This window comes from Cupriavidus sp. CP313 (genome assembly GCF_054072015.1).
This window is the reverse complement of sequence record NZ_JBSVZB010000008.1, coordinates 208,505-231,554: the sequence shown is the minus strand read 5'-3', so window position 1 is coordinate 231,554 and position 23,050 is coordinate 208,505. Positions and strand designations below refer to the sequence as shown.

At 65.8% G+C, this 23,050-nt stretch carries 20 protein-coding genes and 6 tRNA genes; 16 read left to right on the top strand and 10 right to left on the bottom strand.

From position 1 onward, the window contains the following. Positions 1-105: 105 nt before the first annotated feature. Positions 106-357 (bottom strand): DUF1488 family protein, encoded by a 252-nt coding sequence (locus tag ACW4E8_RS14505; RefSeq protein WP_018309283.1) that lies wholly within the window; start codon positions 355-357, stop codon positions 106-108. 226 nt (positions 358-583) lie between these two features. On the opposite strand from ACW4E8_RS14505, the gene ACW4E8_RS14500 reads away from it, so the two are divergent. Together ACW4E8_RS14500 and ACW4E8_RS14495 are read left to right on the top strand one after the other, a co-directional pair. Beyond that, positions 584-718: a hypothetical protein gene (locus ACW4E8_RS14500; RefSeq protein WP_456805118.1), complete on the top strand. Its 135-nt coding sequence runs from the start codon at positions 584-586 to the stop codon at positions 716-718. Further along, positions 715-885: a hypothetical protein gene (locus ACW4E8_RS14495; protein ID WP_456805117.1), complete on the top strand. Its 171-nt coding sequence runs from the start codon at positions 715-717 to the stop codon at positions 883-885. Before ACW4E8_RS14500 ends, ACW4E8_RS14495 begins: the two co-directional genes overlap by 4 nt. 20 nt (positions 886-905) lie before the next feature. Here the strand turns inward: ACW4E8_RS14495 and ACW4E8_RS14490 are convergent, their stop codons facing one another. Beyond that, the gene (locus tag ACW4E8_RS14490; protein WP_456805116.1) at positions 906-1,808 is read right to left on the bottom strand and encodes a LysR family transcriptional regulator; all 903 of its coding nucleotides are present in this window, start codon (positions 1,806-1,808) and stop codon (positions 906-908) included. 104 nt (positions 1,809-1,912) lie between these two features. On the opposite strand from ACW4E8_RS14490, the gene ACW4E8_RS14485 reads away from it, so the two are divergent. Together ACW4E8_RS14485 and ACW4E8_RS14480 are read left to right on the top strand one after the other, a co-directional pair. Next, entirely contained in the window at positions 1,913-3,013 is a 1,101-nt protein-coding gene (locus ACW4E8_RS14485) for an NADH:flavin oxidoreductase/NADH oxidase (protein WP_456805115.1), read from the top strand. Positions 3,014-3,160: 147 nt separating this feature from the next. Next, positions 3,161-4,411 (top strand): MFS transporter, encoded by a 1,251-nt coding sequence (locus ACW4E8_RS14480; protein ID WP_456805114.1) that lies wholly within the window; start codon positions 3,161-3,163, stop codon positions 4,409-4,411. A 100-nt stretch (positions 4,412-4,511) separates the two neighbouring features. Here the strand turns inward: ACW4E8_RS14480 and fabI are convergent, their stop codons facing one another. Further along, positions 4,512-5,300: an enoyl-ACP reductase FabI gene (gene fabI, locus ACW4E8_RS14475; RefSeq protein WP_456805113.1), complete on the bottom strand. Its 789-nt coding sequence runs from the start codon at positions 5,298-5,300 to the stop codon at positions 4,512-4,514. A 211-nt stretch (positions 5,301-5,511) separates the two neighbouring features. On the opposite strand from fabI, the gene ACW4E8_RS14470 reads away from it, so the two are divergent. The 5 genes from ACW4E8_RS14470 to ACW4E8_RS14450 all read left to right on the top strand — a co-directional run bounded on the left by ACW4E8_RS14470 (position 5,512) and on the right by ACW4E8_RS14450 (position 12,365). Continuing rightward, positions 5,512-7,413: an extracellular solute-binding protein gene (locus ACW4E8_RS14470; RefSeq protein WP_456805112.1), complete on the top strand. Its 1,902-nt coding sequence runs from the start codon at positions 5,512-5,514 to the stop codon at positions 7,411-7,413. Between the two features lie 40 nt (positions 7,414-7,453). Next, positions 7,454-8,503: a microcin C ABC transporter permease YejB gene (locus ACW4E8_RS14465; RefSeq protein ID WP_456805111.1), complete on the top strand. Its 1,050-nt coding sequence runs from the start codon at positions 7,454-7,456 to the stop codon at positions 8,501-8,503. Next, positions 8,500-9,636: an ABC transporter permease gene (locus tag ACW4E8_RS14460; RefSeq protein ID WP_013957256.1), complete on the top strand. Its 1,137-nt coding sequence runs from the start codon at positions 8,500-8,502 to the stop codon at positions 9,634-9,636. Before ACW4E8_RS14465 ends, ACW4E8_RS14460 begins: the two co-directional genes overlap by 4 nt. Continuing rightward, positions 9,633-11,294, top strand: a complete 1,662-nt coding sequence (locus ACW4E8_RS14455; protein ID WP_456805110.1) for an ABC transporter ATP-binding protein — start codon at positions 9,633-9,635, stop codon at positions 11,292-11,294. Before ACW4E8_RS14460 ends, ACW4E8_RS14455 begins: the two co-directional genes overlap by 4 nt. Positions 11,295-11,684: 390 nt before the next feature. Continuing rightward, the gene (locus ACW4E8_RS14450; protein WP_456805109.1) at positions 11,685-12,365 is read left to right on the top strand and encodes a C40 family peptidase; all 681 of its coding nucleotides are present in this window, start codon (positions 11,685-11,687) and stop codon (positions 12,363-12,365) included. 74 nt (positions 12,366-12,439) lie between these two features. Here ACW4E8_RS14450 and ACW4E8_RS14445 read toward each other — a convergent pair whose 3' ends face one another. Beyond that, complete coding sequence (locus ACW4E8_RS14445) at positions 12,440-13,360, bottom strand: patatin-like phospholipase family protein (RefSeq protein ID WP_456805108.1); 921 nt, start codon at positions 13,358-13,360, stop codon at positions 12,440-12,442. 247 nt (positions 13,361-13,607) lie between these two features. On the opposite strand from ACW4E8_RS14445, the gene gltX reads away from it, so the two are divergent. The 7 genes from gltX (at position 13,608) to ACW4E8_RS14410 (ending at position 16,246) form a co-directional block, all read left to right on the top strand. Continuing rightward, the gene (gltX, locus tag ACW4E8_RS14440; RefSeq protein WP_456805107.1) at positions 13,608-15,008 is read left to right on the top strand and encodes a glutamate--tRNA ligase; all 1,401 of its coding nucleotides are present in this window, start codon (positions 13,608-13,610) and stop codon (positions 15,006-15,008) included. A 274-nt stretch (positions 15,009-15,282) separates the two neighbouring features. Then, positions 15,283-15,358 (top strand) — tRNA-Ala (locus tag ACW4E8_RS14435). 66 nt (positions 15,359-15,424) lie between these two features. Beyond that, positions 15,425-15,500, top strand: a tRNA-Glu gene (locus ACW4E8_RS14430). A gap of 69 nt (positions 15,501-15,569) precedes the next feature. Next, positions 15,570-15,646: transfer RNA gene (locus ACW4E8_RS14425), tRNA-Asp, on the top strand. A 198-nt stretch (positions 15,647-15,844) separates the two neighbouring features. Next, positions 15,845-15,920: transfer RNA gene (locus ACW4E8_RS14420), tRNA-Ala, on the top strand. 105 nt (positions 15,921-16,025) lie between these two features. Next, positions 16,026-16,101, top strand: a tRNA-Glu gene (locus tag ACW4E8_RS14415). Positions 16,102-16,169: 68 nt separating this feature from the next. After that, positions 16,170-16,246: transfer RNA gene (locus tag ACW4E8_RS14410), tRNA-Asp, on the top strand. A gap of 86 nt (positions 16,247-16,332) precedes the next feature. Here ACW4E8_RS14410 and ACW4E8_RS14405 read toward each other — a convergent pair. From ACW4E8_RS14405 to trxA, 6 genes are all read right to left on the bottom strand, one after another. Further along, the gene (locus tag ACW4E8_RS14405; RefSeq protein WP_456805106.1) at positions 16,333-17,685 is read right to left on the bottom strand and encodes an MATE family efflux transporter; all 1,353 of its coding nucleotides are present in this window, start codon (positions 17,683-17,685) and stop codon (positions 16,333-16,335) included. A gap of 112 nt (positions 17,686-17,797) precedes the next feature. Next, positions 17,798-19,585 carry an ArnT family glycosyltransferase gene (locus ACW4E8_RS14400; RefSeq protein WP_456805105.1) on the bottom strand — a complete coding sequence of 596 codons (1,788 nt, stop codon included), beginning with the start codon at positions 19,583-19,585 and terminating at the stop codon, positions 17,798-17,800. Positions 19,586-19,830: 245 nt separating this feature from the next. Then, positions 19,831-20,091, bottom strand: a complete 261-nt coding sequence (locus tag ACW4E8_RS14395; protein WP_010814268.1) for a type B 50S ribosomal protein L31 — start codon at positions 20,089-20,091, stop codon at positions 19,831-19,833. A gap of 201 nt (positions 20,092-20,292) precedes the next feature. Then, positions 20,293-21,144 (bottom strand): M90 family metallopeptidase, encoded by an 852-nt coding sequence (locus ACW4E8_RS14390; protein WP_456805104.1) that lies wholly within the window; start codon positions 21,142-21,144, stop codon positions 20,293-20,295. Positions 21,145-21,256: 112 nt separating this feature from the next. Next, on the bottom strand, positions 21,257-22,519 hold the full coding sequence (gene rho, locus ACW4E8_RS14385) for a transcription termination factor Rho (RefSeq protein WP_010814266.1): 1,263 nt from the start codon (positions 22,517-22,519) through the stop codon (positions 21,257-21,259). Positions 22,520-22,698: 179 nt separating this feature from the next. Then, a complete protein-coding gene (gene trxA / locus ACW4E8_RS14380; RefSeq protein ID WP_010814265.1) occupies positions 22,699-23,025 on the bottom strand; it encodes a thioredoxin TrxA in 327 nt (108 codons plus the stop codon). Positions 23,026-23,050: the final 25 nt, after the last annotated feature.

The following is a 23,050-nucleotide window of genomic DNA, read 5'->3' as shown; positions in this document are numbered from 1 at the left end:
CCCCCCCCCCCCCCCCCCCCCCCCCCCCCCCCCCCCCCCCCCCCCCCCCCCCCCCCCCCCCCCCCCCCCCCCCCCCCCCCCCCCCCGCTGCGTTTCCGGCTCCGCTCAGGAAATCGTGTAGGTGGTACGTTCCCCGGGGTTGTAGAGGTCCCTGGCCAATTGCAGGATCTGGTCCCGATGATGGTCGAAGGTGGCGAGAAGGGCGGATTCTTCCGCGGCACCCTGGTGGCTCAGGCGCAGAAGGATATCGTCAGTGACCTGGAATGCCACTTCGCGCGCGTTGTCGTAGCCCCAGAAGCAAACGCAGTGCCGCGCCGCATCGTAGCTGCGGCTGGGATTGGGGAAGTTCAGTGCCATTGCAGACTCCTGTCCGGTCACGGTACGCCGTGCATGTTGGGCTTGCTGGCGCCAGCCGGTGCTGCCGGCCCTAGTATGCACCTGTTTCCCGCAAGCTGGGCATCTGTCCCCGCGGCCTGCTGCAGCGCATGGCCGCGTTCTTCGCGAAAGATATTTCTTTTGCCGGCGATTTAGCGCGTATGCTGAGGTTGCCATTATCTCCAGGCAAGCCATTCAGGAGCCCATCATGGCCAAGAGTCAACTACGCAGCAGCCGCGAAGCCAAGAAACCCAAGCAACCGAAGAAGCCATCCGCGCCGGCCTCACCCTTCAGCACGGTCCAGGTTCGCGGGCACGATGAGGTCGCCAAGAAGAAGAAATGACTGAGACCGACAGCGCAGGGATCATCTGGTCCCTTGTGTTCCTGGCCGTGTTGGTCGGGCTCTACGGCTACATCATCCGGGTGGGCATCCACCACAAGCCGGTGTTCGGCATAGCGAAGCATTCGCTTCGGTACTGGTGGCACCGGCTGGTTCACGTGACCAGGTAAGCAAACGCAACGCTGGCCAGTCAGGCCGGCGCGGGGAAAGGCGTCGTCGCGCAACCCCACACATGTTGCTGTAGATGGTCGAGGACCCGCGTCGCGCGGGCTGACAGCGGCCATTCCGACCGGTGGATCAGCCACAGCGTGTCGACCACCGGCGCCCCGCAATCGACCACCCTGACTGCGTCCGCGCGGGCGAAAGCCTGGTGCGCGTAGCGCGGGATCACCGTGAAGCCCAGCCCGCGCGCCACCGGTTCCAGGATCAGCCCGATGTGATTGCAGAAGCCGCGGCACGGCAGGCTGCCCACGCCGGGGTTGGCGGGAAAGCGCCGGCTGAGCAGCCGGCTCGCCATCGCCTGCCCGTCGGGGTGGTCGACAAAGCCGATGCGTGCCAGGTCCTCCCACGTGTGGACGGTCTCCTGTGCCGGCACCACCAGTTCCAGGGACTCCGAGGTGAAGGGGCTGGCCGCCAGGCGCGCATCGTCTGGCGGCAACGTGACCAGGCCCAGCTCATAGCGGTTCTGCAGCACCGCTTCCACCACCTCCTGGTCCGGTGCGAAGCGATGACGCACGACCACGCCGCGGTTGGCCTGCTGAAACGCCAGCAGCACCGGGTACAGGTACAGCCCGATGCTGCCCGGCGTGATCAGCGAGACCTCGCCGTTGGTGCCATCCGCATCCGACAGGCGGGTGCGCAGCCGCTCGTCGGCCTTGTCCAGTTCCCGGCAGTAATCCAGCAGCGCGTTGCCGGCGGGCGTCAGTTCGAGCGCGCGCGGGCGGCGGATCAGCAGCGGCCCGAACTTGCTCTCCAGATGGCGCACATGCTGGCTGACGGCGGCCTGCGTCAGCCCGAGCTGGTCAGCCGTGCGGGTGAAGTTGCCCAGTTCGGCGAGCGTGGCGAACGAGCGGAGCCACTGAGGATGCACCATAATGAATATTTATCGCTGTCATAATTGATGTGTGGTTTTCATTATAGTGGCTCGGGCCTAGCATAGCGGTCATGCAAACCTCCGCAATGCAGGAATCCAAGAGCATGTCCGCCCTTTTTACCCCGTTCGAACTGAAAGATGTCACGCTGCGCAACCGCATCGCGATCCCGCCAATGTGCCAGTACAGCGCCGTCGACGGCCTGACCAATGACTGGCACCTGGCCCACTACACCGGCCTGGCGCGCGGCGGCGCCGGCCTGGTTATCGTAGAAGCAACCGCCGTGTCCGCCGATGGCCGCATCACGCCGGGGTGCACCGGCCTGTGGAACGATGCGCAGATGGCCGGCATGGCCCGCATCGCTGCGGCGATCAAGGCAGGCGGCGCGGTGCCGGGCATCCAGATCGCGCATGCCGGGCGCAAGGCCAGCGCCAACCGGCCCTGGGAAGGGGACGACCATATCGCCGAAGGCGACCCGCGCGGCTGGGACACGCTGTCGCCGTCGGCGGTGGCCTTTGGCGCGCACCTGCCCAAGGTGCCCAAAGCCATGACCCTTGATGATATTGCCCGGGTTCAGCGCGACTTTGTCGACGCGGCGCGCCGGGCGCGCGAAGCGGGCTTCGAATGGCTCGAACTGCATTTCGCCCACGGCTACCTGGCGCAGAGTTTCTTCTCGCGCCACGCCAACCAGCGCAATGACGCGTACGGCGGCGATGCGGCCGGCCGCAGCCGCTTCCTGCTGGAGACGCTGGCCGCGGTGCGCGAGGTATGGCCCCAACACCTGCCGCTGACCGCGCGTTTTGGCGTGATCGAATTCGACGGCCACGACGAGCAGACGCTGGCGGAATCGATCGAGCTGGCGCGCGCCATGCGCGAGGGCGGGCTGGACCTGCTCAACGTCAGCGTCGGCTTCTCCACGCCGGATGCGAAGATCCCCTGGGCGCCAGCGTTCCTTGCGCCGATTGCCGGCCGCGTGCGCAGCGAGGCCCGGCTGCCGGTTGCTTCCTCGTGGGGCATCGACGATCCGCAGCTTGCGGACCGTGCGGTGGCAGATGGGCAGATGGACCTGGTGATGGTCGGCCGCGCGCTGTTGGCCAATCCGCACTGGCCCTATCACGCCGCGAAGCGCCTGCAGGTGCAGAAGCCGTCGTGGGTGCTGCCGGCGCCCTATGCGCACTGGCTGGAACGCTACCAGCTGCAAGGCTGAGCCGGGCCGGCGCGGGCAAGATTTGCGGTTTTGCCGCACAATACAGCCTGCGCGCCGCACAGGAGCACGCTGGATCGATCAGAGGCGAGGGCACTGACCTCGCCCGTCAGCGGGCGGCATTTTGTTGAACATCCTGCAATCCTGTACATGGCCGCCCCACATGCACAATCCGCCGCGGATCCCGTCCGCGGCGCTGACGGTTCCCTTTCTTCCCGCGATAACAACTCATCCGGCCGCCTGCCGCTGCTGGCGCTTGGCGTCGGCAGCTTCGGCATCGGCACCGGCGAGTTCGTCATCATGGGTTTGCTGCCCGATGCCGCCAGCGACCTCGCCATCTCCATCCCGCAAGCCGGCCACCTGATCAGCGCCTATGCGCTGGGCGTGGTCATCGGCGCGCCGCTGCTGGCGGTGCTGGGCGCGCGCTGGCCGCGGCGCAACCTGCTGATCGCGCTGATGGCGGTGTTTGCCGCCGGCAATATCGCCAGCGCGCTGGCGCCTTCCTATCTGTCGATGATGGTGGCGCGCCTGCTCACGGGCTTTCCGCATGGCACTTACTTCGGCGTGGCGTCGCTGGTGGCCGCCAGCCTGGTCCCGCGTGAGCGGCGCGCGCAGGCGGTGGGGCTGGTGATGCTGGGCCTGACCACCGCCACGCTGGTGGGCGTGCCGATCGCCGCCACGGTCGGCACCTGGCTGGGCTGGCGCTCGGCCTTCCTGATCGTCGGTGCCCTCGGCGCGCTGACGGCGCTGCTGGTATGGCGCTGGGTGCCATTCGTGCCGGCCGACCGGCGTGCCAGCCCGCTGCGCGAACTGACGGCACTCAGGCACAAGCAGGTGTGGCTGACGCTGGGCATCGGCGCGATCGGCTTTGGCGGCATGTTCTCGGTGTTCAGCTATATCAAGCCGACCATGCTGGAGCTGGCGCATATGCCGGCGGCGGGCATCCCGGTGGTGCTGGCCTTGTTCGGCGTTGGCACGGTGGCGGGCAACCTTGCCGGCGCGAAGCTGGCCGACAAGGCATTGATGCCGACCATCGGCGGCGTGCTGGTGTGGGCGGCGCTGGTGCTGGGCGCCTTCACCTTTACCGCGTCGCATCCCTGGCTGGGTGCCGTCAATGTGCTGCTGGTGGGCACCACGGTGGCACTGGGCCCGGCCTTGCAGATCCGGCTGATGGATGTCGCCGGCGACGCGCAGACGCTCGCCGCGGCCCTCAACCACTCGGCCTTCAATATGGCCAACGCGCTCGGTGCGTGGCTGGGCGGGGTGACCATCGCCGCCGGCTATGGCTGGGAGTCAACCGGTTGGGTGGGCCTGCTGCTGGCGCTGGGCGGCCTGGTGGTCTATGCGTGGTCGATGCTGAGCATGGGCCGGCAGGGCGCGCCCGCCGCGGCGCAGGCGTGATGCAGGCGGACCTGGTGCGCGCACAGGTCCGCAAGGAACAAAAAAAGGGGTGCCACATCGGGCACCCCTCTTTCATCTGCGGCCCGCTGGCGGGCCGGGCTTACTCCGCGTCCGCGACGCTTGCGCCGACCACGTTGAAGCCGCCGTCGACATAGGTGATCTCACCGGTCACGCCGCTGGCCAGGTCGGACAGCAGGAAGGCGGCCACGTTGCCGACTTCTTCGATGGTGACGTTGCGGCGCAGCGGCGCGGCCTGCTCGAAGTGGCCGAGCAGCTTGCCGAAGCCCTTGATGCCCGAGGCGGCCAGGGTCTTGATCGGGCCGGCCGAGATGCCGTTGGCGCGGATGCCGCGCGGGCCGACCGACGAGGCCAGGTAGCGCACGCTGGCTTCCAGCGAGGCCTTGGCCAGGCCCATGGTGTTGTAGTTGGGGACCACGCGCTCGGCGCCAAGGTAGGTCAGCGTCAGCAGCGAGGCCTTGTCCGACAGCAGCGGCAGCGCGGCCTTGGCCAGCGCCGGGAAGCTGTAGGCGGAAATGTCATGGGCGATGCGGAAACCTTCGCGCGACAGGCCTTCCAGGAAATCACCGGCGATGGCATCGCGCGGCGCGAAGCCGATCGAGTGCACCAGGCCGTCGAATTTTTCCCAGCGCTGGCCCAGCGCCGCGAAGGTCGCGGCGATCTGCTCGTCGCTGCCGACGTCGCACTCGAACACCAGGTCGGTGCCGAATTCCTTGGCAAAGTCGCTGATCCGGTCCTTGAACCGTTCGCCGACATAGGTGAAGGCCAGCTCGGCGCCTTCGCGTTTGCACGCCGATGCGATGCCATAGGCGATCGACCGGTTAGAGAGCAAGCCGGTGATCAGGATCCGCTTACCTGCCAGAAATCCCATAAGTTCTCCAAGGTGGTGTATCAGGCACGTTTCGTGCGTCCGCCGTGCGGCCGTGCGCGTGCCTTTGCTGTCCTGCGGCCGTTTTTATTGCGCCGCGCAGAGGGAATGTCCGGATGGCTGGCGCCACCCCGGACGCATGTAAAATTGTCTCATACTTGGCCCGGCCGCAGAATGCCGGGCCCCACAGGTCATAGTGAAGGAATCCAACGGGATGCCTATTCAAGCACGTTGGCCGCTTCAGGCGGCATGGCAGTGCTTCCGGCGGGATGCGGTACTGCGCGGTTGGGTCGCAAGCGGGCTGGCGATGGTGCTGGCGGCGGGGGTCTCTCTCTTTTCCAGTCCGGCGCTGGCGGCGCATGGCTTCGCGCTGCACGGGGACCTGAAGTACCAGGCGGATTTCCGGCATTTCGACTATGCCAATCCCAATGCACCCGCCGGCGGCACGCTGACACTCGCCAATCCGGACCGGCGCACCAGTTTCGACAAGTTCAATCCGTTCACGCTGAAGGGCACGTCGGCGCCCGGCCTGAACGCGCTGATGTTCGAGTCGCTGCTGATCAGCAGCGCCGACGAGAGCGCCAGCGCCTATGGCTTGCTCGCCGAGGACGTCACGGTGGCGCCGGATGAGCTGTCGGTCACGTTCACCATCCGGCCACAGGCGCGCTTCTCCAATGGCGACCCGGTGCTGGCGTCGGATGTCAAATATTCTTATGACATGCTGATGAGCAAGGCCTCGAGCCCGGGCTACCGCAGCATGTGTACTGATGTGAAGACGGTGATCGTCACCGGCGAGCGCACGGTGCGCTTTGATTTCAAGCAGCGCAACCGCGAGCTGCCGCTGATCGTCGGCTCGCTGCCGGTGTTCTCGAAGAAATGGACGGCCAAGGTCCCGTTCGAGAAGCTGACCTTCGAGCCGCCGGTCACCAGCGGCCCCTACCTGATCGAGCGCTATGACGCCGGCCGCGGCATTATCTTCCAGCGCGACCCGAAGTACTGGGGCAAGGATCTCGCGGTGCGCCGCGGCACCTTCAATTTCGCGCGCGTGGTCTACCGCCTGTACAAGGACGAGACCGCCAAGCTCGAGGCCTTCAAGGCAGGGGAGTTCGACGCCATCATCGAATACAAGGCCAAGAACTGGGCCAAGAGCTACCAGGGCACCCGCTTTCGCAACGGCGAGCTGCTGAAGACCGACTTTCCGCACCGCAACGGCGCCGGCATGCAGGGCTTCGTGATGAATATGCGCAAGCCGGTGTTCCAGGACGTGCGCGTGCGCCAGGCCCTGATCCTTGCGCTGGACTTCGAATGGCTGAACCGGCAGTTGTTCTACGGCGCCTACAAGCGGCTGGACAGCTGGTTTTCTAACAGCGAGCTGGCCGCCAGCGCCACCTTCGACGGCCGGCCCGGCCCGGGCGAGCTTGCGCTGCTTGAGCCGCTGCGCGCGGAATTGCCGCCAGAGGTGTTCGGCCCGGACGTGGTCCAGCCCAGCACTGCGGCGCCGCGTTCGCTGCGCGACAACCTGCGCGAGGCCCGGCGCCTGCTGGCCCAGGCCGGCTGGACCTATACGGATGGCGCGCTGCGCAACGCCAAGGGCGAGACGCTGGTGTTCGAGTTCCTCGACGACGGCGGCGCCATGAGCCGCGTCATCACCACCTATGTGCGCAACCTGGAGAAGCTCGGCATCCAGGTGAACCAGCGCACCACGGACTTTGCGTTGTACCAGAAGCGGCTGGAGGATTTCGACTTCGACATGGTGTCGATCCGCTTCCCCGACTCGCAAAGCCCCGGCAACGAGCTGCGCGACCGCTTCTCCAGCGAGGCGGCCGGCACGCCGGGCTCGGACAACCTGTTCGGGCTGAAGTCGCCCGTGGTCGACAAGCTGGTGGATAACGTGCTGCACTCCCATACCCGGCAGGAGCTGGTCACCGCCGGGCGGGCGCTGGACCGGGTGCTGATGCATGGCTACTACATCGTGCCGAACTGGTACAGCGCATCGCATCGGGTGTCATACCGCAAGACGCTGGCCTACCCGGAGCGCCTTCCGTATTACTACACGGCCGAAGGCTGGATCCTGAGCCACTGGTGGCGCACGGACCTGCAGCCGCAGGCGCGCTGACGCGCCCCGCCGCGACCAAGACAAGGAAGAGGACCGGCCGATGCTTGCCTACCTGCTCAAGCGCATGCTGTTGATGATCCCGACGCTGGTCGGGGTCATCACGCTGACCTTCGTGGTGATCCAGTTCGTGCCGGGTGGCCCGGTCGAGCAGATGATGATGGAACTGAAAGGGCGGGGCGGCGCCGGCGAAGCCAGCGGCGGCGGCGCCGAATACCGCGGGCGGCGCGGCGTCGACCCTGAGAAGATCAAGGAGATCCAGGCCCTGTACGGCTTCGACAAGCCGCCGCTGGAGCGCTACTTCCTGATGCTCAAGCGCTTTGCGCAGTTCGACCTGGGCCAGAGCTATTTCCAGCACCGCAGCGTGTGGGAGCTGGTCAAGTCCAAGCTGCCGGTGTCGGTCAGCCTGGGTTTGTGGACCTTCTTCCTGACCTACCTGATATCGGTGCCGCTGGGCATCTCCAAGGCCATCCGCGCGGGCAGCCGCTTTGACGTGGTGACCAGCATCATCGTGCTGGTGGGCTATGCCATCCCCGGCTTCGTGCTGGGCGTGCTGCTGCTGGTGCTGTTCGGCGGCGGCACCTTCGTGCAGTGGTTCCCGCTGCGCGGGCTGACCTCCGACAACTGGGAGCAGCTCTCGCTGATGGGCAAGGTGATGGACTACCTGTGGCACCTGGTGCTGCCGATCACGGCGTCGGTGGTGGGCAGCTTCGCGGTGGTCACCATGCTGACCAAGAATGCCTTCCTCGAGGAAATCCGCAAGCAATACGTGCTGACTGCGCGAGCCAAGGGCCTGGGCGAGCGCCGCGTGCTGTGGAAGCACGTGTTCCGGAACGCGCTGATCCCGCTGGTGACGGGTTTCCCGGCCGCGTTCATCGGCGCCTTCTTCACCGGCTCGCTGCTGATCGAAACGCTGTTCTCGCTGGACGGGCTGGGCCTGCTGTCCTATGAAGCGGTGCTGCGGCGCGACTATCCGGTGGTGCTGGGCACGCTCTACCTGTTCACGCTGATCGGGCTGGTCACGCGCCTGATCTCCGATGTCTGCTACGTGCTGGTGGACCCGCGCATCCATTTCGAGGGCTTGCACCGATGAAACTGTTCACGCACGCGGCCCCCAACGGGCTGCCGCATTCGCCCTCGCCGCGCCAGCGCGCCTGGCAGCGCTTTCGCCGCAACCGGCGCGGCTACTGGAGCCTGGTGATCTTCGTGGTCATCTTCGTGCTGAGCCTGGGCGCCGAGCTGCTGTCCAGCAACCGGCCGCTGGTGGTGCACTACAAGGGCGAATGGTATTTCCCCATCGTCAAGGTCTACCCGGAAACCACCTTCGACGGCGATTTCGCCACGCCCGCGGACTACCTCGATCCGTATATCCGCGACCGCATCACCACCAACGGCAACTTCGCGGTGTTCCCGCTGAACCATTATTCGTACGACTCGCTCAACTACTTTGCCAAGGAGCCCAACCCGGCGCCGCCGTCGGCAGAGAACTGGCTGGGCACCGACGACCGCGGCCGCGACATCCTGGCCCGGCTGCTGTACGGCTTCCGCGTGTCGGTGCTGTTCGGCATGGCGCTGACCGTGATCGGGGTGCTGGTGGGCACGCTGACCGGGGCGCTGATGGGCTTCTTCGGCGGGCGCTTCGACCTGTTCTCGCAGCGCGCCATCGAGATCTGGAGCTCGATGCCGGAGCTGTACCTGCTGATCATCTTTGCCTCGATCTTCGAGCCCAGCCTGGCGCTGCTGATCATCCTGCTGTCGCTGTTCGGCTGGATGGGCCTGTCCGACTACGTGCGCGCCGAGTTCTACCGCAACCGCTCGCTCGACTACGTCAAGGCCGCGCGCGCGCTGGGCCTGTCCAACGTGCAGATCATGTGGCGCCATATCCTGCCCAACAGCCTGACCCCGGTGATCACCTTCCTGCCGTTCCGCATGAGCGCCGCCATCCTGGCGCTGACCAGCCTGGACTTCCTCGGCATGGGCGTGCCGCCCACCACGCCCAGCCTGGGCGAGCTGTTGGCGCAGGGCAAGGCCAACCTGGATGCGTGGTGGATCTCGCTGTCGACCTTCGCGGTGCTGGTGGTCACGCTGCTGCTGCTGACCTTCATGGGCGACGCGCTGCGCGATGCCTTCGATACCCGCCTGGGCCTGGCGGCGCTGCGCGGCCGGGTCGAGCCCAAGATCCCGGCCGGCGCGCCGACCGGGGCAGCGCCGGAGGCCACGCCATGACCGCGGTGTCTCCCATGATCCAGCCGGCCGTGGCGCCGGCCGCGGCGCCGGCGCCCGGTTCCACGCTGATGTGCGTCGACAAGCTTTCCGTTACCTTCGGCCACGGCGAGCATGCCACCCGTGCCGTGCGCGAAGTCAGCTTCGACCTGCGCGCGGGCGAGCGCTACGCGCTGGTGGGCGAGTCGGGCTCGGGCAAGACCGTGACCGCGCTGGCGATGCTGCGGCTGGTGGAAGACGCCTACTACGACGGCGCGATCCGCTTCGAGGGCAAGAACCTGCTGGACGTGTCCGATCGCGAGATGCGGGCCATCCGCGGCGCCGACATCGCGATGATCTTCCAGGAGCCGATGACCGCGCTCAACCCGCTGTATACGATCGGCAACCAGATCGTCGAGACACTGGCGCTGCACGAAGACCTGGACCGCCGCGCCGCGCGCGAGCGCGCCATCGCGCTGCTGGAGCGCACCGGCATCAGCGACGCCGCGCACCGCTTCGACAGCTTTCCGCACCAGCTCTCGGGCGGCCAGCGCCAGCGCGCCATGATCGCCATGGCGCTGGCCTGCCGCCCCAAGCTGCTGCTGGCCGACGAGCCGACCACGGCGCTGGACGTGACCATCCGCGCCCAGATCATGGACCTGCTGCGCGACCTGCAGGCCGAGTTCGGCATGGCGGTGATGCTGATCACCCATGACCTCAACCTGGTGCGTTCCTTTGCCCAGCGCGTGGGCGTGATGGAGAAGGGCGTGCTGGTCGAGACCGGCGAGACCGCGCAGGTGTTTGCCGCCCCCCAGCACCCCTACACCCGCAAGCTGATCGACAGCCGCCCCAGGCGCGAGGTGCTGCCGCTGGTGCCGCTGGCGCCGGTGCTGCTGGAAGCGCGCAAGCTGAGCGTCAACTACGCGCGCAAGCGCCGCGGGCTGGCCGGCTGGTTCGGCAAGGACCAGTTCGCGGCGGTCAAGGACGTGGACTTCCAGCTGCGCGAGGGCGAGACCGTCGGCATCGTCGGCGAGTCCGGTTCGGGCAAGACCACGCTGGCGCATACCGTGCTGGCGCTGCAGCGCAAGAGCGGCGGCACCATCCATTTCCTGGGCCGCAGCTTCGACACCGCCACGCGCGACGATCGCCGCCAGTTGCGCGCGCGCATGCAGGTGGTGTTCCAGGACCCGTTCGGCTCGCTGGCGCCGCGCATGACCATCGAGCAGATCGTTGGCGAAGGCCTGGCGCTGCACCAGCCCGGCCTGTCGCACGAGGGCACGCGCCAGCGCGTAATCGAAGCCCTGCGCGAGGTCGGCCTGGACCGCACCGCGCTGGGCCGCTATCCGCATGAATTCTCGGGCGGGCAGCGGCAGCGCATCGCCATTGCCCGGGTGCTGATCCTCAAGCCGCAGATCCTGGTGCTGGACGAGCCCACCTCGGCGCTGGACGTGTCGATCCAGCAGCAGGTGCTGGCGCTGCTGTCCCAGCTGCAGCACAAGTACAACCTCACCTACCTGTTCATCAGCCATGACCTGGCGGTGATCCGTGCCATGGCGCATCGGGTTCTCGTGATGAAGGCGGGGGAGGTGGTCGAGGCCGGCGACACCGAAGCGGTGCTGGGCGCACCCCAGCACCCCTATACGCGCAAGCTGATGGCGGCGGCGCAGGTCGGCGCTGCCTGAGCCGGAAGTGTGCGGCGCAGCAACGCCGCAGCCCCGCCTGGCTAGCATCCGGTTGATCGGACTAATCCGATAAACAAGATGCGAAATCCCGCCTATATCGTTGATTCGCCAGTCAAATCTGGCGAATTTGTAACGAACTTTGACATGTGAATGACAACCCTTTACCATCCCGCGAGAACTAGTTTTGGGGGTGGTCCGTCCGACGCATTGGATCGTGCACGGCACGTTTGCGGTGCAAGACAGGCCCGGTAAGCCTGGTGCGGATGTTGCATAGGGTTCACCCCGCAGGTTCTCAAGAATTTCTCGCGAAGTTCACGCGAATTTCACAAATACCCAGCCCGCCCCGGACTTGTGCCGGGGCTTGCTTTGGAACGATCAACGGGAGAACCAATGCAGCGATCGGTACTTCATTCCCTGGCGCGTGCCGCCGTCGGAATTGCCATTGCCTGCGGTGCGACTGTGTCGAATGGAGTGCTGGCGGATACGGTATTCAAGGATGCCGACGCCCGTATCGATGCCACGGCCCAGGCCGCGGACTCGCATGCGGAAGGCAAGCGCGGCTTGCTGTCGTCGGTGGTGAATTCCACCAGCAACGTTGCCAGCAAGGCTGGCGACCTGGTCATGAATGCGCTGGGCCTGATTGGCGTGCGTTACCGCTTCGGCGGCAACAGCCCCGAATCCGGCCTGGACTGCAGCGGCTTCGTCCGCTACGTATTCCAGGACACCTTCGGCTTCATGCTGCCGCGCCGCTCTGTCGAAATCAGCCGTGTCGGCACCACCGTGGCAGCCAGCGACCTGCGTCCGGGCGACCTGGTGTTCTTCAACACCATGCGCCAGACCTTCTCGCACGTCGGCATCTATATCGGCGACAACAAGTTCGTGCATGCCCCGTCCACGGGCAGCAAGATCCGTGTTGACGACATGCGTGCGTCTTACTGGGTGACCCGCTACAACGGCGCCCGCCGTATTGAGGATGGCAAGGAGGGCGGCGCCGATGGCCTCGGCGACATGGTCGAGACGCTCAAGCGCTACGACCCCAAGGTCGTCCGCGCATCGATGTACGGCGGCTGAGGGTTCGGCACGCTTCAAGCAAAAAGGACTGCTGCGGCAGTCCTTTTTGCGTTGGCGAGGCGTGGCCTCCCGGGTTATTGCGCTGCGACCGTTCCGGCCGGTGTCAGGCGGGCCTGCTCCAGCCGCTGCCGCAGCGCTGCCATCACCGCCATGGTGGCCTGTTCGCCGGCCAGTATGGCCCGGTTGCGGGCGTTGAAGTCGCTGCCGCCCATATCGGGCAGCTCGGGGCGGATCACCACGTCGGCGCGCGCCAGTGCCATCTTGTTGATCGACTGGCCCATGATCGCGGTGGTCTGCAGCAGCACGCCGCTCTGGCCGGCGTTCTTCTGCGCCGACGGGTCGGCCGAGATATTGACCGCGATGACAAAGTCCGCGCCCATGCTGCGCGCGGAATCCACCGGCACCGGCTCGACCAGGCCACCGTCGACATAGTCGTGCCCCTGGATCGACACCGGCTGGAACACGCCGGGCACGCTGCTCGACGCGCGCACGGCCTGGCCCGTGTTGCCGCGGCGGAACAGGATTTTCTCGCCGCTCTTGAGGTCCGTGGCGACGATGCCCAGCGGCAGCTTCATGGCCTCGATCGTCCGGTTCTGCACCAGCCGGTTGATGTAGTTCTGCAGCGCCTCGCCCTTGAGCCAGCCGCCGAAGCGGGTGCCAAAGGGCAGGGCCCAGTCGGCGATGGCAGCCTCGTCCATGGTCAGGGCCAGCTTGTTCAGCTGGAAGCCATTCAGTCCGCTGGCGTAAAGCGCCGCCACGACCGCGCCGGCGCTGGTGCCAGTGACCAGGTCGGCATGGATGCCTTGCGCTTCGAGCGCCTTGATCACGCCGATATGGGCAAAGCCGCGCGCCGCGCCGCCGCCCAGCGCCAGGCCGATCTTGACGGGCCGCGGCGCGGGCGGGGTGGTGGCGACCGGCGGCGCGGGACGCGGGCCGAACGAGCAGCCCGCCAGCAGGGCGGCCGCGGAGATGCCGAGGAAATGACGTCGTTGCATGAAGCGGGATCAGTAACCAGGTGGGACCGGCGGATACGGGGATGTGATGCGGGCGCTCCTCCATGGGGGCTGGCATCGCATTGCCTGAATCACCGGCATCACCTCAGACCGGCGCAAGCATAAATGATTCCGTGCTGCCCCGGCACGCCGGGCGGGGCGAGGGATGCGCGTTGGTATAATGCAAGGCCTGCACATACACCAGCCTGCGCGCCGCTGCGCGCGGGCTTTCTTGTTTCTGCCCCTGACCATGACCCAACGCGTCCGCACCCGCTTTGCGCCGAGCCCGACCGGTTTCATCCACCTCGGCAATATCCGCTCCGCGCTCTATCCCTGGGCCTTCGCCCGCCGCATGCAGGGCGACTTCATCCTGCGCATCGAAGACACCGACGTCGAGCGTTCGTCGCAGGAAGCGGTCGACGTGATCCTGGAAAGCATGGCCTGGCTGGAGATGGATATCGACGAGGGCCCGTTCTACCAGATGCAGCGCATGGACCGCTATCGCGAGGTGGTCGCGCAGATGGTCGAGTCAGGCCTGGCCTACCGCTGCTACATGAGCACCGAAGAGCTGGATGCCCTGCGCGAAGCCCAGCGCGAGCGCGGCGAGAAGCCGCGCTACAACGGCTTCTGGCGTCCCGAGCCGGGCAAGGTCCTGCCCGAGCCGCCGGCGGGCGTCGATCCGGTGATCCGCTTCAAGAACCCGATCGGCAGCAGCGTAGTGTGGGATGACGCGGTCAAGGGCCGCATCGAGATCTCCAACGACGAGCTCGACGACCTGGTGATCGCGCGCCCGGACGGCACCCCCACCTATAACTTCTGCGTGGTGGTGGACGACCTCGACATGAAGATCACGCACGTGATCCGCGGCGACGACCACGTCAACAACACTCCGCGCCAGATCAACATCATCCGCGCGCTGGGCGGCACGCCGCCGGTCTACGCCCACCTGCCGACCGTGCTCAACGAGCAGGGCGAGAAGATGAGCAAGCGCCATGGCGCCATGGCCGTGACCGGCTACCGCGACGAGGGCTACCTGCCCGAAGCCGTGCTGAACTACCTGGCGCGCCTGGGCTGGGCCCACGGCGACGCCGAGATCTTCTCGCGCGAGCAGTTCGTTGAATGGTTCGACCTGGAGCACCTGGGCAAGTCGCCCGCCCAGTACAACCCCGAGAAGCTGGCCTGGCTGAACAACCACTACATCAAGGCCGGCGACAACCAGCGCCTGGCCACGCTGACGCAGCCGTTCATCGAGGCGCTCGGCGGCAAGGTGGAAGGGGCGGACCTGGCCGGCGTGGTGGCGCTGGTGAAGGACCGCGCCAATACGCTGAAGGAAGTCGCGCAGGCGGCGCTGCTGTTCTATCGCGGCGAGCCGCAGGCGGATGCCGCGCTCAAGGCCGAGCACCTGACGCCGGAGATCCAGCCCGCGCTGACAGCGCTGGCCAGCCAGTTGGCCGCGCTGCCGGAATGGAAGCGCGAAGCCATCAGCGCCACCTTCAAGGCGGTGCTGGCCGAGTTCGGCCTGAAGATGCCCAAGCTGGCCATGCCGGTGCGCCTGCTGGTAGCCGGCCAGCTGCAGACGCCGGGCATTGATGCGGTGCTGGAACTGTTCGGCCGTGACACGGTGCTGCGCCGCCTGGCGGCAGCTGCATAAAAAGTCGTGAAAAAGTCCGCGCCGGGGGCTTGCGCTCCGGGCCGGACTTGCGCATAATCTCTTTCTCCCTGCAGCGCGGTCCCTGACCAAGCGGGCTGGCGGATCCGCAAGGATCTTCGCGATCTCCGAACTGATTTTTGAAGTGACGGGAAAGCGAAAAAAGCTGAAACGGGAGCTTGCAAAGATTAGTGGTTGATATATAATCTTGGCTTCGCTTGAAACGGTAGTTAAATCAGGCGAAAACGCAGCAAGTTGCAGTAAATGGCAGTACCATGGGGCTATAGCTCAGCTGGGAGAGCGCTTGCATGGCATGCAAGAGGTCAGCGGTTCGATCCCGCTTAGCTCCACCAAGATTTAGGTGTCATCCAGGTATTTTCGGGTGGTGCCAGACGGAACGTGTTGAAAGACAAGTTTCTGTCCCCTTCGTCTAGAGGCCTAGGACATCACCCTTTCACGGTGAGTACAGGGGTTCGAATCCCCTAGGGGACGCCATAACAGCAGGGCGTAATCAGACGTCCAGCATGTCGTCTCAAGCATTAGCTTGAAACGGCAGCCGACTAAGGAGTGGTAGTTCAGTCGGTTAGAATACCGGCCTGTCACGCCGGGGGTCGCGGGTTCGAGTCCCGTCCACTCCGCCAAAACTAAACCCGCATGGTTTGCGCCATGCGGGTTTTTCTTTGGGTGAGGGATTATGTCGTTAATCGCTGCAAACGCAATAAAAAATGTTGCATTCGTTGCGAAATTCGCTATATAATCCTGTCTTCGCTGCAAATGCTGCGGTAAGCGGCAGACAGCGAAGGTGGTTCCAGCAGTAACCGTCCAGCCGTACCGGATACGGGGCTATAGCTCAGCTGGGAGAGCGCTTGCATGGCATGCAAGAGGTCAGCGGTTCGATCCCGCTTAGCTCCACCAGAATTTGGGAAGCGTCTGAAAAGAAGCTTCCCAGGCGCGAAAAAGCCTGCTATGATGGCAGACTTTCCAGCGCAAGACAGAAAACGCGTTGTAAAACAAGTTTCTGTCCCCTTCGTCTAGAGGCCTAGGACATCACCCTTTCACGGTGAGTACAGGGGTTCGAATCCCCTAGGGGACGCCAAAACAACAGGGCGTAATCAAACGCCCAGCCAGTCGTCCGGAGCCAAGGCTCCAGTCGGCGCCGACTATGGAGTGGTAGTTCAGTCGGTTAGAATACCGGCCTGTCACGCCGGGGGTCGCGGGTTCGAGTCCCGTCCACTCCGCCAAATTAGAACGCCCGCGCAAGCGGGCGTTTTTCTTTTCCGGCTACTGAAATTGCGGCCGCCGCCCTTGCGGGCGGCCAGTGGCAGAGTCAGTTTTCCGGATCCTTGCTGACCCGGCTGAAATACCGCACCAGCAGCACGCCTGCAATCGCCAGGCTGATGCTGTTGGCGAGCCAGAAGCCGCTGGCGCCGCGCGTGAAGGCGGGCATGCCCTCGATCAGCCCGAAGCCCAGCACATATCCCCCGCCCAGTCCGATGCCCCACAGCGAGCCGGCGTAGATCAGCGTCGGAATCAGCGCGATCTTGTACGCGCGCAGGATAAACGCCGTCATCACCTGCACCGCGTCGAAGGCCTGGTAGAACGCCACGAACAGCACCAGCGGCAGCGCTGCCGCGACCACCGCGGGATCGCTCGCGTAGGCATGCAGCACCGGCTTGCGCAGCAGCCACAGCAGGGCACCGGTCAGCACCGCCAGCGTCACCGCCATGCGGATACCGCGCCAGGCAAGGCGGCTGGCGCCGGCCAGGTCGCGCGCGCCGAGATGCTGTGCCACCAGCGTCGAAGTGGCAATCCCCAGCGATAGCGGCAGCATGTAGGCCACCGCGCCCAGGTTGGCGATGATCTGGTGCCCGGCCAGCGTCACCGTGCCCAGGCGCGTGATGAAGATCGACATCAGCGTGAACGAGGTGATCTCGATCAGGTAGGTCAGGCCCATCGGCAAGCCCAGCCGCAGCAGCGCGCGCAGCGGGCCGGCGGCCGGCCAGCTCCACGTACTGAAGATCCGCAGCGGGTGATAGGCGCTGCCGTAGCGCAGGATCAGCAGCCCGGCAATGCACCAGGCCCAGCTGATCAGCGTGGAGGCCAGGCCGCAGCCGGGGCCGCCCATGGCCGGCACGCCCAGGCCGCCATGGATGAACCAGGCATTGAGCGGCACCTTCAGCGCCAGCCCGCCGATCTGCAGCACCGTCACCATGATCGGACGCGACAGCGCATTGTTCAGCGCCGAGTAGATGCGGAAACCCAGCGCCGCCGGCAGCCCGAAGGCGCCGAAATGCAGGTAGGCGGTGGCCTTCTCGACCAGTTCGGGCGGCGCCTTGGCGAAAGCGAGCAGCGGGGCCGGGAAGGCCAGCAGCAGCACGCCCGGAATCGCAAGCGCGGCGCCCAGCCATGCGGCCTGCCTGACCTCGGCGCCGATCGCCTCGATGCGGCCGGCGCCATAGAGCTGCCCGGCGATGGGCGACAGCGCCTGCAATACGCCCATCAGGCTGATATAGATGGTGACGTAGATCGAGCCGCCCAGGCCCACGGCGGCCAGGTCGGTCGCCGAGGCGCGCCCGGCCATCACGGTATCGATGACGCCAAAGGCGATAACGGCAAGCTGGCCGGCCAGCACTGGGCCGGCCAGGCTGGCGATACGGCGAAGGTCTTGGAACAGGGTCATTCAGGGCTCGGCAGGCTTGGTCAGGGCTGGATGGTCAGCCCGGCAGCCGCCTGCGGCCGGAATGGTTCGATGGCGCGACAGGCGCTGCGGTGGTGGTGACGCCGGAAAGGGCTCAGGGCTGGCGCGGCAGGCGGCGCCGCGGCAGGTCGGGGCGCGGATGGACGGCGCGCGCGGTATCGACCAGCCGATACATGCGGAAGCGCTCGTCGCGGTCCGCGGGGCGGCGGCCTTCCCAGGTCAGCCGCCACTCGAAATGCGAGATATTGCCGGGCTCGCCATAGTCGACCGAGTCATGGCGCAGCAGCACGTCGCAGCCGTCGTTGGGGCCGCCAAAGCGGATATGGCCGAAATAGGCGAACGACGCCAGCTGCGCATCGCCCATGCGGATCGGCTGGACGCACTGGTAGGCAGGGGGCAGCGCCATCGCCGCGGCCTGGGCCACGTCGCGGTAGGTCTTGCCGTAGTTGATCGAGGGCAGCCACAGCGTCATTGCCATGACCCACATCAGGGTGGTGCCGGCGGCGGAAATCACCACCGGGCGCCAGATCTGCTTGGGCGCGCGCGACAGCCGCCAGCGCACGATCAGCACCCACGCGACCGTGGCCGCCAGCGCGAACACCACCGCGGCGATGGTGAACTCATGCTGGTAGCCGGGCAGCTGGCGGAAGACATTGCGAGCGATGCGCGGCGGCCAGCCGGTGGTCTTGGCGATCCACATGAACCAGACTGTGCCGCCGAAGATGGTGAAGAACAGCAGCGCGAACCAGTCGATCGCGTTGATCACGCCGCGCGCCAGCGTGGGCAGCGCGAATGCGGCCAGCACGGCCATCGGCGGCAGCAGCAGGATGAACTGCACGTCGCCGGCGCTGCGTTGCAGGAACAGCAGCACCAGCACCGGCAGCAGCAGCGCCAGCGGCGCCGCCACATGGGGCGCGCGGCGCATGCCGGTCCACGCGATCCAGGCCCAGCCCGCGATCGGCCAGACCGGCCACGTGTACAGGAACAGGTTGCGCATGTTGAAGCCGAAGGTCGCCATATTGGGCGAGCCGTAGCTGCGGCGGTCATAGCGCGACCATTCGCGGATGAAGGTCACCGCCTCGTCGCGGTCGGCCGCGCCGAAATAGGCGGCCGCCAGCCAGGCCGACACCATCAGCAGCGCCAGCGGAATGCCGATGGCGGCCAGGCGCCGCCAAGGCAGCGGCTTGCACACCAGCGCGCAGACCGCGCTGCCGCCCAGCAGCGCCAGCGACAGCATGGGCCCGCTGGCCAGCGCCAGCCCGCCCAGCGCGGCGCCATAGACCAGGCTGCCCTGGATGGGCTTGTCGAGGCTGCGCACCATGCCGTACAGGGCCAGTGCGATAAAGGCGACCTGGCCGACCTGCGGCGTGGTCTCGTGCCCGCGCATGGCCAGGCCCACGCAGGCCAGGAAGATCAGCAGCGCGCCGTCGGCCAGCGTGCGGCCGTAATCGCGCGCGTTGGGCTGGCCGCCGAAGGCATAGGCAAATGGCTGGACCTCGTCGCGCCGGCCCAGCAGGTAGGTCGTGTACCAGATGCAGGCGCAGGTCGCGAAGAAGAACAGTGCCGTGGCCAGCCGCGCGGCGTCTGCCGCGCCCAGCCAGCTGCCGAAGCCGCGAATCATCAGCGCGCCGATCCAGAACACCAGCGGGCCGTCCTCGCTGTACGGGCGGCCGACGATATTCGGCATCAGCCAGTCGTGCAGGTTGCCGGTGGCCAGCTGCCACATCACGCCAAAGCCGGCGGCGTCCTCGTTCTTCCACGGGTCGCGGCCGAACAGGCCGACCAGGCCATAGATGATGCAGATCGCCAGCAGCAGCGCGCGCGGCAAGGCGCCGGTCGCGGCAGCGGTCAACTGGACTGGTGAGGTATTGGCTTGACGCATCGATGCTCAGGTCGGGCCGTGGCGCAATGGCGCGAAGGCCACAGTATCGCGCATGCGGCGGCCGCGCGGGCCGTGGCATGGCGTGGAAGCCTCACGGGGTGTGGGGTAAATCCAATGAATGCAGCGGTACCGGTCATGGTCCGGCACAAAAGCAAAGAGGCAGCCGATGCTGCCTCTTTGCTGTTTCGCACAGGCCCCGGAGCATCTGTCCGCAGGCCTTGCGAAGCGGGGTTCGCTGAAAGCGATTACTTCGCAGCCTTGCCCAGCTTGTTGCCGAACTTCTGGCGGAATTTTTCCACGCGGCCGGCCGTGTCCATGATCTTCTGGGTGCCGGTGTAGAACGGGTGCGATTCCGACGAGACTTCGATCTTGGCCAGCGGATATTCCTTGCCGTCCTTCACGATCTTGTCCTTGGTCTGGATGGTCGAGCGCGTGATGAAGCTGAAGTCGCTGGACATGTCCTGGAACACGACTTCGCGGTAATTCGGGTGAATGCCTTCTTTCATGATGAGTCCTTTCTGGTTGGGTAGCCAGTCCGTTGCAATCCGCTGTTCTCTGCCGAGGGCGAGAGCTTGCATGGCGCGGCGACGAACGAACCACTTGCCGGTAACGGGCAAACCGGGATTATGGCAGAAAAACAAATACTTGGGGAAGAGGCTGCGTCACGCGCGGCACAGAAAGTGTTGCGTAGGAATACGGCAAAAACATCACATGGAGGCCGGGTCCTGGCGATAGAAAGCGGCCAGCGACTGGTATACAACCGGCCAGTGCCGCGCAAGCCCGGTTGGTTCGACAAAAAATGCCTCTGACGTCACGGCAAAGAACTCGCTCGGCGCCTCGGTCCCGTATGGGTCGATGATGCGCAGCGCCGGCGGCAGCCGCTCCGGGTGCTCCCAGTCGGCCTCGTTGCGCGCGTCCCAGGCCTCGGCAAAGCGGTCGTACTCAGTCAGGAAGGTCTCGGCCCAGGCTTCCGCGTCGATGTCCGGGTGCAGCACGCGCGAGAAGGGCGGCACGCCGTCGGGCTCGCCGTTGAGCATGTCGAGCTTGTGGGCAAATTCGTGGATGACCACATTGTAGGTGTCGGCCGGCAGTTCGTGGTCGCTGCCGATGCCGGCCCCGGGGGTGTGCACGTCGGGCCAGGACAGGATCACCGGCCCGTGCTCCCAGGCCTCGCCGCTGGCTTCCTCGACCACGCCGTGCACCAGGCCGATCTCATCCTGCACGGTCCGGCGGATGATGAACTCGCCTGGGTAGAGCACGATGCCGTGCCAGCCCCGGTACCACGGCAGCCCCAGCTTCAGGATCGGCACGCAGGCCTGCACGGCAACGCTGGCCACCATGTCGTCGGCCAGCGGCAGGTCGTGCGCGGTGGAATATTCCTTTTCGGCGATGAACAGCGTGGCCAGCTCGCGCAGGGCCGCCAGGTCTTCGCTGCCGTAGCGCTGCACGAACGGCAGCGTGGCGACCGTGCGCGCCCACAGCGCATCGGGGATGGCGTAGTGCTCCAGCTTGCGGGCCCGCGAGCGGGTGCGCAGGAATGAGGTCAGTTTGCCGAGCATGGGCGTAGCGCCGTGCGCTGTGAAATGGTCCGGCAACAAAAGGTCGGGCAACAAAAAAGGCGTGCCGTGGCACGCCTTCCTGTCCGCCTTGCGGCGATGCTGCAGCGAGGGCTCAGCCGCCTCTGCGCATCATATCGAAAAACTCGGCGTTGTTCTTCGTGGCCTTCATCTTGTCCATAATGAATTCCATCGCCTGCACTTCATCCATGTCGGAGATGAACTTGCGCAGGATCCAGATCTTCTGCAGGATTTCCGGCTTGATCAGCAGCTCTTCGCGGCGCGTGCCCGACTTGTTCAGGTTGATCGACGGGTAGACGCGCTTCTCGGCCAGGCGGCGTTCCAGGTGCACTTCCATGTTGCCGGTGCCCTTGAACTCTTCATAGATCACGTCGTCCATGCGGCTGCCGGTTTCGATCAGCGCGGTGGCGATGATGGTCAGCGAACCGCCTTCTTCCAGGTTGCGCGCAGCACCGAAGAAGCGCTTCGGGCGCTGCAGCGCGTTGGCGTCCACACCACCGGTCAGCACCTTGCCCGAGGCCGGCACCACGGTGTTGTAGGCACGCGCCAGGCGGGTGATGGAGTCCAGCAGGATCACCACGTCGCGCTTCAGTTCGACCAGGCGCTTGGCCTTCTCGATCACCATTTCGGCAACCTGGACGTGACGGATAGCCGGTTCGTCGAAGGTCGACGCAACCACTTCGCCGCGCACCGAGCGCATCATCTCGGTCACTTCTTCCGGGCGCTCGTCGATCAGCAGCACGAACAGGTCCGCTTCCGGATGGTTGTTGGCAATCGCGTGGGCGATGTGCTGCAGCATCACGGTCTTGCCGGACTTGGGCGATGCCACTAGCAGCGCACGCTGGCCGCGGCCGATCGGCGCGATCATGTCGATGATGCGGCCGGTGATGTTTTCTTCAGCCTTGATATCGCGTTCGAGCGTGAGCGGCCGGTTCGGGTGCAGCGGCGTCAGGTTCTCGAACATGATGCGGTTCTTGACCGCTTCGGGCGGCTGCCCGTTGACCTTGTCCACCTTGACCAGTGCAAAGTAGCGTTCGCCGTCCTTGGGCGTACGCACTTCACCCTCGATCGAATCGCCGGTGTGCAGGTTGAAGCGGCGGATCTGGGACGGGCTGATGTAGATGTCATCCGTGCTGGCCAGATACGAGGTTTCGGGCGAGCGCAGGAAGCCGAAGCCGTCGGGCAGCACCTCCAGCGTGCCGTCTCCAAAGATGGTTTCGCCCATCTTGGCGCGCTTCTTCAGGATCGCAAACATCAGTTCCTGTTTGCGCATCCGTTGTGCGTTGTCGATCTCGAGCGTAGCCGCCATTTCGAGAAGCGCAGACACGTGAAGCGATTTGAGTTCTGTCAGGTGCATAGACGAGGGGTACAGATGGGCCCGGACGGGCGAGACCTAAAGGGAAGGGGGGAAATGAGCGAACGCTCGGGGAGTTGTTGGTGGCATCTTAGCACAATCCGACCGGTGCGCCAGGATGTGGCGCACGCACGTCGGATCGTGACAAAACCGGGACCGTGGGTCAGGTCCCGGCGCGCAGCTTACAGGTTGCCGTCGAGGAAGGCGGTCAGTTGCGACTTGGACAGCGCGCCGACCTTCTGGGCCGCGACCGCGCCGTTCTTGAACAGGATCAGCGTCGGGATACCGCGGATGCCGAACTTGGCCGGCACCTGCTGGTTTTCATCGACATTGATCTTGGCGATCTGCAGCTTGTCGCCGTAGTCCTTGGCGACTTCGTCCAGGATCGGCGCGATCATCTTGCAGGGGCCGCACCATTCCGCCCAGAAGTCGAGCAGGACGGGTTTGTCGGACTGGAGGACGTCAGCGTCGAAGGAGGCGTCGCTCACATACTTGATTTGTTCGCTCATGGCGGAAAACCTCTGGTTTCGCTCT

Bases quoted from the DNA above. Each gene is read 5' to 3' on its own strand.
- ACW4E8_RS14485 (WP_456805115.1), top strand. From the start codon at position 1,913: ATGTCCGCCCTTTTTACCCCGTTCGAACTGAAAGATGTCACGCTGCGC.
- gltX (WP_456805107.1), top strand. From the start codon at position 13,608: ATGACCCAACGCGTCCGCACCCGCTTTGCGCCGAGCCCGACCGGTTTC.
- ACW4E8_RS14455 (WP_456805110.1), top strand. From the start codon at position 9,633: ATGACCGCGGTGTCTCCCATGATCCAGCCGGCCGTGGCGCCGGCCGCG.
- ACW4E8_RS14395 (WP_010814268.1), bottom strand. From the start codon at position 20,091: ATGAAAGAAGGCATTCACCCGAATTACCGCGAAGTCGTGTTCCAGGAC.
- ACW4E8_RS14505 (WP_018309283.1), bottom strand. From the start codon at position 357: ATGGCACTGAACTTCCCCAATCCCAGCCGCAGCTACGATGCGGCGCGG.
- fabI (WP_456805113.1), bottom strand. From the start codon at position 5,300: ATGGGATTTCTGGCAGGTAAGCGGATCCTGATCACCGGCTTGCTCTCT.
- ACW4E8_RS14470 (WP_456805112.1), top strand. From the start codon at position 5,512: ATGCCTATTCAAGCACGTTGGCCGCTTCAGGCGGCATGGCAGTGCTTC.
- ACW4E8_RS14390 (WP_456805104.1), bottom strand. From the start codon at position 21,144: ATGCTCGGCAAACTGACCTCATTCCTGCGCACCCGCTCGCGGGCCCGC.
- trxA (WP_010814265.1), bottom strand. From the start codon at position 23,025: ATGAGCGAACAAATCAAGTATGTGAGCGACGCCTCCTTCGACGCTGAC.
- rho (WP_010814266.1), bottom strand. From the start codon at position 22,519: ATGCACCTGACAGAACTCAAATCGCTTCACGTGTCTGCGCTTCTCGAA.
- ACW4E8_RS14400 (WP_456805105.1), bottom strand. From the start codon at position 19,585: ATGCGTCAAGCCAATACCTCACCAGTCCAGTTGACCGCTGCCGCGACC.
- ACW4E8_RS14460 (WP_013957256.1), top strand. From the start codon at position 8,500: ATGAAACTGTTCACGCACGCGGCCCCCAACGGGCTGCCGCATTCGCCC.
- ACW4E8_RS14480 (WP_456805114.1), top strand. From the start codon at position 3,161: ATGGCCGCCCCACATGCACAATCCGCCGCGGATCCCGTCCGCGGCGCT.
- ACW4E8_RS14405 (WP_456805106.1), bottom strand. From the start codon at position 17,685: ATGACCCTGTTCCAAGACCTTCGCCGTATCGCCAGCCTGGCCGGCCCA.
- ACW4E8_RS14445 (WP_456805108.1), bottom strand. From the start codon at position 13,360: ATGCAACGACGTCATTTCCTCGGCATCTCCGCGGCCGCCCTGCTGGCG.
- ACW4E8_RS14495 (WP_456805117.1), top strand. From the start codon at position 715: ATGACTGAGACCGACAGCGCAGGGATCATCTGGTCCCTTGTGTTCCTG.
- ACW4E8_RS14500 (WP_456805118.1), top strand. From the start codon at position 584: ATGGCCAAGAGTCAACTACGCAGCAGCCGCGAAGCCAAGAAACCCAAG.
- ACW4E8_RS14490 (WP_456805116.1), bottom strand. From the start codon at position 1,808: ATGGTGCATCCTCAGTGGCTCCGCTCGTTCGCCACGCTCGCCGAACTG.
- ACW4E8_RS14450 (WP_456805109.1), top strand. From the start codon at position 11,685: ATGCAGCGATCGGTACTTCATTCCCTGGCGCGTGCCGCCGTCGGAATT.
- ACW4E8_RS14465 (WP_456805111.1), top strand. From the start codon at position 7,454: ATGCTTGCCTACCTGCTCAAGCGCATGCTGTTGATGATCCCGACGCTG.